Raw genomic sequence first — 14,853 nt, forward strand, 5'->3', positions numbered from 1 at the left:
CGGATTGCCATGACCGATGAAGAACTCGTTTCCGGGTGCATCCATGGCGAGCCCATCGCGCAGAAGGCCCTCTATAAGGCCTATGCCAGGAAGATGATGAGCATTTGCATGCGTTACGCCGGGAATCGGGAACAGGCCCAGGACATGCTCCAGGACGGCTTCGTGAAGGTGTTCCAGAAGATCGATCACTACCGGGGCGACGGCCCCTTGGGTGGCTGGATCGCGCGGACCATGGTGAATACGGCCCTCGACCACATCCGCCGCAGCAAGCCTTACGACCACAGCGTTGACCTCACCGAGGCCGAGCACCTGCACCAAGCTGACGAGCAAGTGCTCACCACCATGAGCACGGATGAGCTCATGGATCTCATCCAAGCGCTGCCTCCCGGCTACCGCACGGTCTTCAACCTGTTCGCAATCGAGGGCTTCGCCCACAAGGAAATCGCCGAGCAGCTCGGCATCTCCGAGAACACGAGCAAATCGCAATTCATGAAAGCGCGGGCCTACCTGCGCAAGCTGCTGCCCAAAGAAGTGGGCGCGCCTTACGCCAACGACCATGAAGAATAGCCTGAACGACCTCCTGCGCGAGCGCTTCCAGGGCCATGAGGCTCCGGTTGATCCCGGCACTTGGGCCGTAATCGAGGCCAAGCTGCTTACAGCGGCTCCTGCAAGCGACCCTGTTAACGACCTGTTCCGCGAGCGTTTCCAAGGCCACGAGAGCGCTGTTGACCCGAGCGCTTGGAGCGGAATCAGCAACCGGCTCGGGCACCCAGTGTCGGGTGCGGGATGGTCCGGCCTATACGGATGGATGGCTGCGGGTGTGGCGGGCGTGGTGGCCATAGGTGCACTGGTGATGACCCTTGGCGGCAAGCCCGTTGAAACCGCCGTAGCGGCTCCCGTGGAAACCGACGAGTTGCCTGAACCCGTAGCGGTGGCCGAGGTCGGCATTGTTAGCCAGCAAGTCGACGCCAAGGTCCTTGAGCCTGCGGTCCCAAAGGTTCGCCAAGCAGCGCCGAAGGCTATTCCATCGCCCCAGGATGAACATGTGACTACGGTTCCGAAGGTCACTGAACCCTTGGCTCAAGCTCCGGAAGAGGCCGTTGTGGTGGACCGGATCATCGAGGACCTCACCGTGCGCACCATGCTCGATGTGCTGACCAGTGATGAAAGACCGGACCCGAAGACCTCCACTAATGACCAATCATTGGATGGGGATGAGCGCGGAGACCGTTATGAGCAGGAAGTGGTAGCCCCGATTGTCGAAGAGTCCATCAAGCTCTTCATGCCCAACACCTTCACCCCGAATGGCGACGGCATCAACGACACTTATCGGATCCTGCCCCGAACGGGTTTCGAACGCGTCGTGGTGCGGGTCTACTCCATGAAGAACAACCAGCTCGTTTTCAGCTCAACCAGCATCGACGAAGAGTGGCAGGGCCTGAATTGCGACGACGGCATGTACCTGGTGGCCGTTGAAGCCCAGCTGCCCGATGGCCACGTGCTAGCCGATGGCAAGGTGGTGTGGCTGAACCGAATCGGCACCAATTGAGGCTCAGCGGGATGCGCTGTGTAAGTTTGCCGGCCCTCCGTGGTGAAGGCTGAATCCCAGCTCATGAAAATGATGAAGCCCTACGTCTTTGCCTGCGCCTCCATGGTGCTCACCATCAGCACCACTGCACAGGCACCGGTGCTGATGAGCGAGGCGGATTACCAAGCGGCCAAGACCAGCGGTTCGCTTGCACCGGGCGCCGTGCCGTTCACGCCGCCCGCAGAAACAGACCTGCTGCCGCCGGGTGGTCCGGAGCGCGGTGGCGGGAGCGATGATTGCGAGTGCTGGATTGAGCCCGATGCCTCCTACACCTTGGCCATGGCGCCGAACGACGACGGCTCCACTGCCAACCTGCCGCTCGGCTTCACTTTCGACCTCTACGGCGACACCTACACGTCGTGCTTCATCAACAACAACGGGAACATCTCGTTCCTGCAAGCCTTTGGGACATTCAGCGCAACGGCCTTCCCCAATGCGAACAACCGCATGGTGGCTCCCTTCTGGGCCGATGTGGATACCCGGGGGAACGGCGGTCAGGTCTGGTACAAGATCACCCCGACGGCCATGTATGTGAACTGGGTGGGCGTGGGTTACTTCAACCAGCAAACCGATAAGCGCAACTGGTTTCAGGTGATCATCACCGATGGCAATGATCCGGTGATCGGCATCGGGAAGAACGTGAGCTTCTGCTACAAGGACATGCAGTGGACCACGGGCAGCGCTTCTCAGGGCGTCGGTGGATTCGGTGGCATACCTGCAACCGTTGGCGCCAACCGGGGCAATGGCACCGACTTCATCCAGTTCGGGCGATTCGATCAAGCAGGCATCGCCTACGACGGGCCCTTCGGGAATCCGGATGGTGTGAGCTGGCTCGACTTCAAGAACTTCGTGTTCACCACGGTGACCAGCACGCAGAACATCCCCCCCATCGCTGCTGGCCTTTATCTCTGCGATACCCTGCGCGCCTGCGTGGGACAGACCGCGGATCTGGAGCTCACCTTCCTCTCCCCCGAGAACAACCAGACCACGGTGGCCACATCAAGCGCGCCCACCATCAGCACTTGGACCGAGATCGCCAACACCAGCGGGATCGTGGCGTCTGTGACCGGGCAATTCACGCCAACGGCAGGAGAGATCGGCTTCCACACGGTCACCTTCACGGGCACAGATGATGGCGCGCCGAACCTCAGCTCCATCATCAACATCGTGATCGAGGTGACCCCGGCCCCGTCGGGCCCGCCATTGATCACCGGGCCCTCGGCCATCTGCGCCGGGCAGAGCACAACGCTCACGGCCACTGGGCCATTCTCAAACTTCGTTTGGAGCAATGGCCAGAGCGGCCCTTCGATCACGGTGAACCAGCCCGGCACCTTCACGGTCACGGGCGGTACCGGCCTTTGCCAGCTCACCTCCCCGCCGTTCAGCGTCTCCCTCGTGAATGCTCCTGAGCTCACCATAGCTGGACCTGGGCTCTATTGCGGCGAGCCGCTTCCCGACCTCACGGCCTCCTTCGGCTATGACAGCCTTCTTTGGAGCACCGGTGAGACTGACCAGACCATCTTCGTTCCGGGAGGCACCTATACCGTTACCGGTTATTACCAAGGCTGCGTGAATGTGTCCGCACCCTTCACCGTGGTGGAACAGGATCCCGGCCCGCCCGTGATCAATGGAGCGCTGCAATACTGCGAAGGGGCGAACACGGCCTTGAGCGTTGACGGCTCGCTCTACGACCTGATCCAATGGAGCACCGGATCCTTCGATGAGACGATCACGGTGACCGAAGGCGACTACAGCATCACGGCGCAATTCCTCAACTGCGTGTATGAGTCGCAGGTGACGGTGGACGAGATCGTGCTGCCCCCGGTCTCGATCACGGGACCAGCGCAGCTCTGCGAAGGAGGCATCGTGAACATCAGCGCAACGCCGGGCTTCGACAACTATACCTGGAACAACAATGCCGTAGGGCAGAGCATCAGCGTGCAGGCGGGCACATACTTCGTTGCCGCGAGCATCGGGCCATGCACCACCTTCTCCAACACCTTCACCGTGACACAGGTGCCCAATCCCGCACCCGTGATCACCGGCCCCAACTTCAGCTGCGGCGGAACACCCGTGCTGCTCACCACCACGCAACCGTTCAGCAGCTACAATTGGAGCACGGGCAGCACGTCCAGCACCACGCAGAGCGGGAGCGGCGCGGTAACCGTGACCGTGACTGATGCCAACGGCTGCACAGGTACCAGCGCCCCCTTCAACGTGACGGTGGCGAACGACCCGACCGCCGACTTCGGCACCAGCCCCGAATCGCCGCAGCCCACTGGCACCACCGTTCAATTCACCGACCTGAGCAACGGCCAGGGAAGCGCCATCACCGATTGGCAATGGACCTTCGACCCCAATGGCAACAGCAGCGATGAGCAATCGCCTGAATGGACCTACAGCGAGCCGGGGCAATACTGGGTCACGCTCATCGTCACCAACGCCTTCGGCTGCATCGACACCGTCAGCCAGCGCTACGACATCTACCCGCCCGACATCACCATCCCCAACGTGATTTCGCCCAATGGCGATCGGAGCAACGACTTCTTCGTGATCGAGAACATCGAGTTCTGGGTGAACAACCTCACGGTGTTCAATCGCTGGGGCCAAAAAGTGTACGAAGCGACCAACTACCGGAATACGTGGAAGGCCGACGATCTGCCTGATGGAACCTACTACTATGTGCTCACCTTGCAGGACAAGTCGGAATACACCGGCCATGTGACCGTATTACGATGATGAACCCCACCCGCAGAATGATGATGCGAATCTGGATCGCCGTTGGCTTGACCACTGCCACGCTGACCACCGATGCACAGGAGTACTACATGAACCAGCCGAATGTGAATGCCTGCCAAGGGGCGTTCCTGGACAGCAATGGCAACGGCGGCCCCTACGGTGACAATGAGAACTTCACGACGGTGATCTGCCCCGATGGCTCAGGGCCGGCCATCTCGCTGCAATGGGTGATCTTCAACCTGAGCGCCGCAGGCACTTCGCCGAATGACCAGATGAGCATCTACGACGGCGATGACACCAGTGCGCCGTTGATCGGCACCTGGGCGGCTGGCGACAATCCGGGAATCGTCTCTGCAAGCTTCGCGAATGCCACGGGGTGCCTCACGGTCGTCTTCACCAGCAACAACACGGGCACCGGCGATTTCGCAGCCAACATCACCTGTTTCCAGCCTTGTGAACCGCCCACTGCCGCAGCCACCTTCGGCAGCGCCATCCCCTTGCTGGCTTGCCAGGGCGAGCAAATCACCTTCGATGCGAGCGCCTCCACCGCGGCGGCGGGCTTCAATGTTGAGCAGTACATCTGGGACTTCACCGATGGCACTTTGGACAGCACCAGCGGCGCGATCGTGACGCACAGCTTCAGCGATCCTGCCGAGTACGTTGTGCAAGTCACCGTGATCGACGACAATGATTGCGCGAGCACGAACCTGGTCGACCTTCAAGTGCTCGTGAGCACCACGCCGATCTTCACCGGCACCACGCCGAGCACCACGATCTGCCAAGGCGACACGTTGGCCTTGATCTCCAACCCGACGCCGGTTACATGGTCGGCGCTTCCAGAGAGCAATCTGGGTGATGGCATCTTCCTGCCCGATCTGCAAGGCGTCCCCTTCAACACGTCGATAACCTTCACCAATTTCAATCCTGGGCAGACCCTCACCGACCCCAACGACCTGCTGAGCGTTTGTGCCAGCATGGAGCACAGCTACATGGGTGATCTTGTCATCCAGATCGCTTGTCCGAACGGCCAGACCACCGTATTCCACCAGCAAGGGGGCGGCGGCACCTACATTGGCATACCGGTCGATGACGAATCGGATACGCCTGGGACGTGCTGGGAGTATTGCTGGAGCCCCACGGCCACCAACGGGACATGGATAGAGAATGCCGGAGGCACCATCCCGGCGGGCACCTACGAGAGCGTGCAGCCATTCAGCAACCTGATTGGATGCCCGCTCAATGGCCAGTGGACGTTCACCATTACCGACCTGTTCGCCATTGACAACGGGTACATCTGCGATTGGTCGATCACATTCAACCCGGACCTCTTCCCCAGCCTTACGGTGTATACGCCGGTACTTGGCCAAACCGCTGATTCCGCTGGATGGACAGGCCAGAGCCTGACCAGCAACCCGAACGATCCGTACGGCGCGACCATGGTGGGCGCAACCCCCGGCACCTTCGATTACTCCTTCTCAGTCACCGACAATTTCGGTTGCACCTACGACACCACCATCACCGTGACGGTGACCCCCTCCCCGCAGGGACCGATCACCATCAGCGGCAATCCGGTGGTCTGCAGCGGTGGCCTGGCGCAGCTCTCCGCGCCTAGTGGATTCGATAGCTACATCTGGCAGCCCGGCAATCTCTTCGGCTCCAACGTACAAGTAGGCGCTGGGACCTACACGGTGACCGTTGCCTATGGCAATTGCCCGCTCACATCGGGCCCTATCACCGTAACGGAAGCCCCGGCACCCACCCCGGTGATCACCGGTCCGCCGTTCAGCTGCGGAGGCGCGAATGCCACGCTCTCCACCACAGAACCTTACGCCACCTACGCATGGAGCACCCAGGCCAGCACGCCAACGATCACGGTAGGGACCGGCACATATACCGTGACCGTGACGACAGCTGAAGGATGCTCCGGGGTCTCTGCGCCCTATCAAGTGCTGATCGCAAACAATCCGGTTGCGGAGTTCGGCACCAGCCCGCAATCCCCGCAACCGATGGGCACCACGGTGGATTTCACCGATTTCTCCACCATTGCCGGTGGAACCATCACCTCGTGGTCCTGGGATTTCGATGACCAAGGTGCTGGCAGCACGGACCCGGATCCTTCCTGGACTTTCGAGAACCCTGGGCAATACGCCGTCACCCTCACGGTGACCACGTCCGACGGCTGCTCTCACTCGGTAACGAATGTTTACGTGATCTTCCCGCCCGACATCACCATCCCCAACGTGATCACCCCGAACGGCGACCGGGCCAATGACTACTTCGTGATCGACAACATCGAGTACTGGGGGAACGAGCTGACGATCTATGGCCGCTGGGGCAACAAGGTTTACTCCGCCACCAACTACAAGAACACATGGAACGGGGACGATGTACCTGACGGGACCTACTTCTACGTGCTCACGTTGAGTGACAAATCCGAGCGCACAGGGCACATCACCGTGCTGCGCTGAGCTCCGCTCCTTATCCCTCAGAAGGCCCTTCCCCCGCGAAGGGCCTTCCTACTTTAGCCGCCCTTTGAAAATGCCCATCGGATGAAGGTCATCGACCATTTGCGCAAGGCGGACCGCACCCTCTTCAGTTTCGAGATCCTCCCGCCGCTGAAGGGGAAGGATATCCGTTCCATCTACGAGGGCATCGACCCGCTGATCGAATTCGGCCCGAGCTTCATCAACGTCACCTACCACCGCGAGGAGGTAATCTACAAGGAGAAGGGCAATGGTCTCACCCAGCGCGTGCGCCTTCGCAAGCGGCCCGGCACCGTGGGGATCTGCGCCATGATCAAGGCGAAATACGGCATCGATACCGTGCCGCACCTGATCTGCGGCGGCTTCAGCCAGGAAGAGACCGAGGATGCGCTGATCGAGCTCAACTTCCTCGGGATCGACAATGTGCTTGCCTTGCGCGGCGACGCCATCAAGAACGAAGCGCACTTCACGCCCGAGCGTGATGGCCATGCGCACGCCGTTGACCTGATCCGTCAGATCAATGGGCTCAATCGCGGGAAATACCTGCACGAGGAAGAGCAAGAGGCCGCGCCCACCGACCTGTGCGTAGGCGCCGCCTGCTACCCGGAGAAGCATCCCGAGGCGCTCAATCTCAATGTGGACATCGCCTACCTGAAGCAGAAGGTGGACGCTGGCGCGGAGTACCTGGTGACACAGATGTTCTTCGACAACGCGAAGTACTTCCGCTTCGTGGATCTCTGCCGTGAAGCCGGCATCATGGTTCCGATCATCCCGGGCCTGAAACCGCTCACCACGCTCAAGCACATCGCATTCCTGCCGAAGACCTTCCGCGTGGACCTGCCCGATGCATTCGCCCACGAACTGGTGAAGTGCCGCAGCGACCTGGAAGTGAAGAAGCTGGGAATCGAATGGAGCATCGAGCAGGCCAAGGAGCTGCGCGATGCCAAGGTCCCCTGCCTCCATTTCTACACCATGGGCCGCAGCGAGGCGGTGCGAGCGATCGTGGAGGCCGTGCAATAAGGACTCCGGACGGCCGTACCTTGGCGCTATGCGCGCGCCGCTCGCTGTCCTTGCGCTCACCCTTCCCAGCCTGCTCCTGGCGCAGGTCTGCTTCGATCCCGAGGCCACCCGGCGCATCGCCGCGGATGAGGCATGCTGTCACGCGAACCTGACCCTGCGCTCGGAGCGCTCCGACCCTTCGCGCGGCTTCGACATGCTCCATCATCGGCTCGACCTCGTGATCGACCCGGCCGTTCGCGCCGTGAGCGGAAGCGTGACGCATCGGATCGCCGCATTGCGCGAACTCACCTCCATCGAACTCGATCTGAGCAGCGCGCTAGTGGTCTCTGATGCCAGAATCGATGGTGCGCCTGTCAGCTTCGTGCATGCCGATGATGCGCTCACCCTTCTCCTCTTCGAGCCGCTCCCGGAAGGTGAACAGGCCGAGCTGGAGATCGTTTATGCTGGCGAACCGCCCAGCAACGGGTTCGGGTCATTCGAGCAGGCCGATCACCAAGGCGCACCGATCATCTGGACACTGAGCGAGCCCTACGGCGCGAGGGATTGGTGGCCATGCAAGCAGGACCTGAACGATAAGGCCGATTCGCTCGAACTGATCGTGACCACTACCGCGGGCAACCGCGTCGCGAGCAATGGGCTGCTGATCGAAGAGGCTGATCTGGGGAACGGGCAAGTGCGCTTCCGCTGGCGGCACCGGCACCCGATCGCGTACTACCTCATCGCGCTTGCGGTCACCAACTACATCGAGTTCACCAACACGGTGCCGCTTCCCGGCGGCGATGTGCAGGTGCTGAACTATTGCTACCCGGAGAACCTCGGCGCCTGGCAGGGCGCGAGCAACGATATCGTGTCGCAGCTGCAGCTCTACAGTGAGCTCTTCGGGGCCTATCCCTTCGCTGACGAGAAATACGGGCATGCGCAATTCGGCTGGGGCGGCGGCATGGAGCACCAGACCATGAGCTTCATGGGCGGGCTTTGGTACGAACTGATCGCGCACGAGGCGGCGCACCAATGGTTCGGCAATCTGGTCACCTGCGGCAGCTGGCAGGACCTCTGGCTGAATGAGGGTTTCGCCACCTACCTGCAGATGCTCTGCTATGAGCGCCTGGCGCCGCAATACTGGGAGCCGCAGATCCGCGCGCGCATGAACCAGGTGACCTCGCAGGCCGGTGGCAGCGTGCTGGTCACTGACACGCTGAATGTGGCGCGCCTATTCGACGTGCGACTCACCTATGCCAAGGGCGCGCTGCTGCTGCACATGCTTCGCTGGGTGTGCGGTGATGATGCGTTCTTCGCGGGCCTTCGCGATTACCTCGACGATCCGGCCATCCGCAACAAGAGCGCGGTTACGGCCCAGCTGGTCGCGCACCTGGAAGCCGCAAGCGGGCTCAGCCTCGCCGGTTTCATGGCGGATTGGTACAGCGGCGAAGGGTATCCCTCGTATCAGGTGCCATGGGCGCAGGAAGCCGGCGGCCGCGTGCTCGTGCAGATCAATCAAGCGACTTCGCATCCGAGCGTCGATTTCTTCGAGATGCCGATCGAGCTCCGCTTCGAGGGTGAAGGCCGCACGGAGAGCGTGGTGCTCGATCACGCATACAACGGCCAGCGCTTCGAGATCTCGCTGCCATTCCAGGCCGATTCCGCGCTTTTTGACCCGCATGCCTGGATCGTGAGCCGGCAGAACCTCGTGCTCAAACTGCCCGTGGCGGCGTTCTTGGATCGTGAACGGTCCTTCATCTATCCGAACCCGACCAGCGCCGATGCCTGGCTACATGTTGGTGCGCGCCTGAGCGGTGAGGTCACCGTGGAGGTGCTCGATGCCTTGGGCCGCGTGGCCGCGTTGGGCCGGCCCGTGGTGGCAGACCTGCGCATTCCGGTGCCCACCAATGCATTGTCGGCAGGGCACTACACCGTCCGCGCAACCGATGCCGGAGGAACGCGGATCGAGCTGCGCTTCATCAAGGGGTAGTGGGAGGCGCGTCTGACGCCTGCTCCTGCGCGGGGGGCGCAGCGCTTGAGTCGTCCATGGCAGGCGAGCGCTTCAGCATGCGCTGCGCGGCGATGAACAGGACAATGCCGATGGTGATGGACGCATCCGCGATGTTGAACACGGGTTGGAAGAACTCGAAAGAGGAACCGCCGTACCGCGGGATCCACTGTGGCAATTGCCCGCGCCAGATCGGGAAGTGGAACATGTCCACAACGGCGCCATGGAAGAGGCTGGCGTAACCGCCTTCGGGCGGAAGCAGCTCCGCCACATCATCCGGTGTGCTCGCGCTGAAGACCAAGCCATAGAAGGTGCTGTCGATGATGTTGCCCAGAGCGCCAGCCAACACGAGCGACACGCTGACGACCTGAAGCCTTGGCGCCTGTTGCGCCACCATGCGCCGCAGGGCGAAGCCGATTCCGATCACCGCAGCGATGCGCAGCAGCGTCAAGGCCAGCTTGCCGTACTCGCCACCCAGCTTCATGCCGAAGGCCATGCCCTCGTTCTCGATGAAGTGCAGGTAATACCAGCTATCGAGGTGCTCCGGGATGTGCTGCCCGATGGTGAAGGTGAGCTTCACCCACACCTTCAAGGCCTGATCGGCCAGCAGCACGAACAGGATAATGGCTGCTGCGCGCTTCAAGGTACTGGCAGGGGGGGTTGGCCGAAGGGCTAGTTGCCCATCTGCTGCTTTGCCTCGATGCTCAGCGTGGCGTGCGGCACCAACCGCAGGCGCTCCTTGCTGATCAAGCGGCCGGTGACGCGGCAGATGCCGTAGGTCTTGTTGCGGATCCGCAGCAAGGCGTCCTCAAGGTGCTTGATGAACTTCTCCTGGCGCGCGGCGAGCTGTGCGGTCTCCTCACGGCTCAGGGTCTCGCTGCCATCCTCGATCATCTTGAACGACGGGCTCGTGTCGTCTGTGCCGTTGTTGTCCGTGTTGGCAAGGGTCTGCTTCAGCAGGTCGTAATCCTTGCGCGCCTCATCGAGCTTCTTCATGATGATCTCGCGGAACTCTTCCAGCTCTGGGTCGCTGTAACGCGCCTTGTCCGCGCTTTCCAATGTGCTCACATGCTTCTTCACGACCGGTGCGGATACCGGACGCATGGGTGCTGATACTTGCGTCACCAGTGGTGCCGCCGGGGCCTTGGGCTCCTTCTCCTTCTTCGAATCCTTCTTCACGGGTTTGGGTGCGGCCACAGGGGCCGGCTTGGTTACTGGTTTCGTTGCGGCAGGCTGGGCCTTCACCGGAGCAGCGGGCTTCGGCGCTGGGGCTGCCTTAGCCTGAGCTTTGGCACCAGGCTTAGATGCCTGCTTCCCGGGAGCCTTGGCGACCTGCTTGCTAGCGGCCTTTGCCCCGGTAGGCTTGGCCCCGGCCTTCTTCGCAGGCGCCGGCTTCGCGATCGGCTTGCTGGCCTTCACAGGCTTCTTCACCACGGGTTTACCTGCCTTTGAAGGCTTGGCCTTGGCTTTCCCCGCAGGCTTGCTGGCCTTGGCGGGCTTCACAGCAGGCTTTTTCGCGACAGGCTTTGCAGCCTTCTTGGCTATGGGCTTCGCAGGCTTTTTCGCGGGTTTCTTGGCCATGACGACAGGGGTTTAGTAAAAGATCCGCAAATATAGCCGGGTACCCCTCTCAATTGGCCGATTGGACAAGGCTTAGCGCACAGCGGAGGCTGTCGCTGATCTCCACTTCGTGGATGCCTGCGCCCTCTGCAGGTAGCGCAGCCACAAGCATTTGGTCTTCAGGCGTTACGGCCAAGGTCTCCGAGAGAATGTAGGCGGCATGGTTGCGCACCGCTCGTTCGATGCGCCCGTCCCCCCGGGACTGGATATGGAGCAACACGCGATCGGTCACCTCGAAGCCGCTTTCCTTCCGCAGGGCCTGGATCCGGCTCACCAGCTCGCGGGCGATACCCTCCTGCACCAGTTCGTCCGTGAGGGTGATGTCGAGCGCCACGGTGAGCGCTCCATCGCTTGCCACGCTCAGCCCCGGTACGTTCTCCGCGGTGATCTCTACGTCATCCCGCAGCAGTTCCACCTCCTGGCCTTCCGCGCTCAGCTTCATGCGGCCGTTCGCTTCGAGCTCCGCGATCTGCGCTTGTGAGAATCCGTTCACGGCCGCAGCCACGCTCTTCATCAGCTTGCCCATGCGTGCGCCCAGCTTCTTGAAGTCGGGCTTGATCCTCTTGGTGAGCTTGCTCTCGCTGGCATCGAGGATCACGAGCTCCTTCACGTTCACCTCGCTTAGCACGAGGTCGCGGATGGCCTCCAGGCGCGTGCGCATGGTGTTATCCGTAACAGGCACGAGCACCTTCTGCAAGGGCTGACGCACGCGGTGGCCTTCCTTCTTGCGGACGCTGAGCACTAGCGATGTGAGTTTCTGCGCAAGTGCCGTGCGTTGCTCCAGTTCGGTATCGATCAAAGCTTCGTTGTGCTTCGGCCAATCGCTCAGGTGAACACTCGTGCCCTTCAAGTCGCGAAAGAGGCGGTCGCTGAAGAATGGAGCAATGGGTGCGCTGAGCATGGCCACCACTTCCAAGCAACGGTGCAACGTCTGGAACGCAGCGTTCTTGTCTGCACCCATCTCACCTTTCCAGAAGCGGCGGCGGTTGAGGCGCACGTACCAGTTGCTCAGGTCTTCGACAACGAAGTCCTGGATGGCGCGTGCGGCGACGGTGGGCTCATAGTCAGCGTAGCTCGCATCGGCGAGCTTCATCACGCTGTTGAGGCGAGAGAGGATCCAGCGATCGCTCTCGGTGAGCGAGGCTTCGCCAGTGCCATCGTAGCCATCGATGTTCGCATACAGCGCGAAGAAGTTGTAGGTGTTGAAGAGCGCGCGGAAGAACTTGCGCTGCACCTCGGTGATGCCCTCCGCATCGAACTTCAGGTTGTCCCAAGGCGAGGCGTTACTGATCATGTACCAGCGCACGGCATCGGCACCATAGGCGTCCAGCGTCTTGAACGGGTCCACGGCGTTGCCCAGGCGCTTGCTCATCTTCTGGCCCACCTTGTCGAGCACCAGGCCGTTGCTCACCACGGTCCGGTACGCAACGGCGTCCTGCGTGAGCGTGGCGATTGCGTGCAGCGTATAGAACCAGCCGCGCGTTTGATCCACGCCTTCCGCGATGAAGGCAGCGGGGAACTTCTCCTTGAAAGTCGCTTCGTTCTCGAAGGGGTAATGCCACTGCGCGTAGGGCATCGCGCCGCTGTCGAACCACACGTCGATGAGGTCGGCCTCGCGTTTCATCGGCTTGCCACCGGGGCTTACGAGCACGATGTTGTCGGCGTACGGACGGTGCAGGTCGACGCGGTCGTAGTTCGCATCGCTCATGTCCGCGGGGTCGAACGAGGCATACGGATCCTCATGCATGACACCCGCCTTTACAGCGCGCGCGATCTCCTCCTTCAACTGTTTCAACGAGCCGATGCAGAGCTCCTCATCGCCATCCGCCGTGCGCCAGATCGGCAGCGGAATGCCCCAGTAGCGGGAACGCGACAAGTTCCAGTCCTGCAGGTTCTCCAGCCAGTTGCCGAAGCGGCCGGTGCCGGTGCTCTCGGGCTTCCAGTTGATGGCCTTGTTCAGCGCGATTAGCCGGTCCTTCTTCGCTGTGACGCGCACGAACCAGCTGTCGAGCGGATAGTAGAGCACGGGCTTGTCAGTGCGCCAGCAGTGCGGGTAGTTGTGCTCGTACTTCTCCACCTTGAAGGCGCGGCCCTCGGTCTTCAGCTTGATGGCGATGCGCTCATCCACGCTGAGGTACTTGTCGCGGCCCTGCTTCTTCGCTTCCGCAGCCTGCTCCTCTGCGCTGAGGTATTCGGCCTTCACGCACTCACCCGCGAAGTCGGTCACTTCTGGCTTGAAGCGGCCTCGCAGATCCACCAGCGTGAGCGAGCCGATGTTGTGCTGGCGCGCCACGCGTTGGTCATCCGCACCGAAGCTGGGCGCCGTGTGCACCACGCCGGTGCCGTCCTCCGTGGTCACGAAGTCGCCGCCGATCACCTTGAAGGCATCGCCGCCTTCAGGTGTGGCGTAAGCGAGCAGCTGCTCGTAGCGCACGCCCTCCAGCTGGTGGCCGTAGAATTCGTCGAGGACGCTCCAGGGGATGTTCTTCCCGTCCTTCTTGTAATCCACGAATGAAGCATCCTTGTTGTCCTCCTTGAAGTACGCGTTCAACCGGGCCTTCGCCAGCACCACGGTCTGCGGCGCGTGCGTGTACGGGTTGAAGGTCTTCACGCGCACATAGTCCAGCTTGGGGCCCACGGTGAGCGCGCAGTTGCTGGGAAGGGTCCAGGGCGTGGTCGTCCACGCGAGGATGAACACATCGCCAAAGGCTTCTTTGAAGAGCCACTCGCTATTGGCATCCCGCTTCACCTTGAACTGCGCCACCACGCTGGTGTCCTTCACCGGCTTGTAGGTGCCGGGCTGGTTGAGCTCGTGCGAGGACAGTCCCGTGCCCGCCGCTGGTGAATACGGTTGGATCGTGTAGCCCTTGTACAGCAGGTCCTGGTCGTACAGCTGCTTCAGCAGATGCCACACGCTCTCGATGTACTTCGTGTGGTAGGTGACGTATGGCTTCTCCAGATCAAGCCAGAAGCCGATGCGCCGCGTCATGTCGTTCCACACATCGGTGTAGCGCATCACGGCCTTCTTGCACGCGGCATTGTACTCCTCGATGCTGATCTTCTTCCCGATGTCCTCCTTGGTGATGCCGAGTTCCTTCTCCACGCCCAGTTCGATGGGCAGGCCGTGGGTGTCCCAACCGGCCTTGCGATCCACGCGGTGGCCCTTCTGGGTCTGGTAACGGCAGAAGATGTCCTTGATGGCGCGTGCCATCACATGGTGGATGCCGGGCAGGCCGTTGGCGCTGGGCGGGCCCTCGTAGAACACGAAGGGCGGCGCGTCCTTGCGCAGCTCGAGGCTCTGGCCGAAGGTGTCCTCGGCCTCCCACTGCTTCAACACCTCTTCGGCGACCTTGGGCAGATCGAGTTCGTCGTATTGCGGGAAACGCTTGTCCATCGCGGATTTCAAAGGGGCGCGA

At 61.6% G+C, this 14,853-nt stretch carries 10 protein-coding genes; 7 read left to right on the plus strand and 3 right to left on the minus strand.

Annotated features, from left to right (window positions below; genetic code table 11):
• The first annotated feature begins 9 nt into the window (after positions 1 to 9).
• From IPM12_03540 to IPM12_03565, 6 genes are all read left to right on the plus strand, one after another.
• Positions 10 to 567 (plus strand): sigma-70 family RNA polymerase sigma factor, encoded by a 558-nt coding sequence (locus IPM12_03540; protein ID MBK9146878.1) that lies wholly within the window; start codon positions 10 to 12, stop codon positions 565 to 567.
• The gene (locus tag IPM12_03545) at positions 557 to 1,549 is read left to right on the plus strand and encodes a gliding motility-associated C-terminal domain-containing protein (GenBank protein MBK9146879.1); all 993 of its coding nucleotides are present in this window, start codon (positions 557 to 559) and stop codon (positions 1,547 to 1,549) included. Before IPM12_03540 ends, IPM12_03545 begins: the two co-directional genes overlap by 11 nt.
• 69 nt (positions 1,550 to 1,618) lie before the next feature.
• Positions 1,619 to 4,327, plus strand: coding sequence for a gliding motility-associated C-terminal domain-containing protein (locus tag IPM12_03550; protein MBK9146880.1), 2,709 nt, complete (start codon positions 1,619 to 1,621; stop codon positions 4,325 to 4,327).
• Between the two features lie 23 nt (positions 4,328 to 4,350).
• The gene (locus tag IPM12_03555) at positions 4,351 to 6,795 is read left to right on the plus strand and encodes a gliding motility-associated C-terminal domain-containing protein (protein ID MBK9146881.1); all 2,445 of its coding nucleotides are present in this window, start codon (positions 4,351 to 4,353) and stop codon (positions 6,793 to 6,795) included.
• An 81-nt stretch (positions 6,796 to 6,876) separates the two neighbouring features.
• Complete coding sequence (gene metF, locus IPM12_03560; GenBank protein ID MBK9146882.1) at positions 6,877 to 7,830, plus strand: methylenetetrahydrofolate reductase [NAD(P)H]; 954 nt, start codon at positions 6,877 to 6,879, stop codon at positions 7,828 to 7,830.
• Between the two features lie 28 nt (positions 7,831 to 7,858).
• On the plus strand, positions 7,859 to 9,799 hold the full coding sequence (locus tag IPM12_03565; GenBank protein MBK9146883.1) for a T9SS type A sorting domain-containing protein: 1,941 nt from the start codon (positions 7,859 to 7,861) through the stop codon (positions 9,797 to 9,799).
• Here IPM12_03565 and IPM12_03570 read toward each other — a convergent pair.
• Positions 9,789 to 10,460, minus strand: a complete 672-nt coding sequence (locus IPM12_03570; GenBank protein ID MBK9146884.1) for a lipoprotein signal peptidase — start codon at positions 10,458 to 10,460, stop codon at positions 9,789 to 9,791. The two genes, IPM12_03565 and IPM12_03570, sit on opposite strands and share 11 nt — an antisense overlap.
• Before the next feature lie 29 nt (positions 10,461 to 10,489).
• Positions 10,490 to 10,921, minus strand: a complete 432-nt coding sequence (locus tag IPM12_03575; protein MBK9146885.1) for a TraR/DksA family transcriptional regulator — start codon at positions 10,919 to 10,921, stop codon at positions 10,490 to 10,492.
• A 259-nt stretch (positions 10,922 to 11,180) separates the two neighbouring features.
• Between IPM12_03575 and IPM12_03580 the strand changes: the two genes are divergently transcribed.
• Entirely contained in the window at positions 11,181 to 11,414 is a 234-nt protein-coding gene (locus IPM12_03580; protein MBK9146886.1) for a hypothetical protein, read from the plus strand.
• Between the two features lie 33 nt (positions 11,415 to 11,447).
• Here the strand turns inward: IPM12_03580 and IPM12_03585 are convergent, their stop codons facing one another.
• Entirely contained in the window at positions 11,448 to 14,831 is a 3,384-nt protein-coding gene (locus tag IPM12_03585; GenBank protein ID MBK9146887.1) for an isoleucine--tRNA ligase, read from the minus strand.
• Positions 14,832 to 14,853 lie beyond the last annotated feature (22 nt).

It is taken from the genome of Flavobacteriales bacterium (genome assembly GCA_016716605.1).
Classification (GTDB): Bacteria; Bacteroidota; Bacteroidia; order Flavobacteriales_F; family PHOS-HE28; genus PHOS-HE28.

What these genes read in the sequence shown, in the direction of transcription:
- IPM12_03575 (MBK9146885.1), bottom strand. Translation starts at nt 10,921, where the DNA reads ATGCGTCCGGTATCCGCACCGGTCGTGAAGAAGCATGTGAGCACATTG.
- IPM12_03555 (MBK9146881.1), top strand. Translation starts at nt 4,351, where the DNA reads ATGCGAATCTGGATCGCCGTTGGCTTGACCACTGCCACGCTGACCACC.
- IPM12_03545 (MBK9146879.1), top strand. Translation starts at nt 557, where the DNA reads ATGAAGAATAGCCTGAACGACCTCCTGCGCGAGCGCTTCCAGGGCCAT.
- IPM12_03565 (MBK9146883.1), top strand. Translation starts at nt 7,859, where the DNA reads ATGCGCGCGCCGCTCGCTGTCCTTGCGCTCACCCTTCCCAGCCTGCTC.
- metF (MBK9146882.1), top strand. Translation starts at nt 6,877, where the DNA reads ATGAAGGTCATCGACCATTTGCGCAAGGCGGACCGCACCCTCTTCAGT.
- IPM12_03550 (MBK9146880.1), top strand. Translation starts at nt 1,619, where the DNA reads ATGATGAAGCCCTACGTCTTTGCCTGCGCCTCCATGGTGCTCACCATC.
- IPM12_03585 (MBK9146887.1), bottom strand. Translation starts at nt 14,831, where the DNA reads ATGGACAAGCGTTTCCCGCAATACGACGAACTCGATCTGCCCAAGGTC.
- IPM12_03540 (MBK9146878.1), top strand. Translation starts at nt 10, where the DNA reads ATGACCGATGAAGAACTCGTTTCCGGGTGCATCCATGGCGAGCCCATC.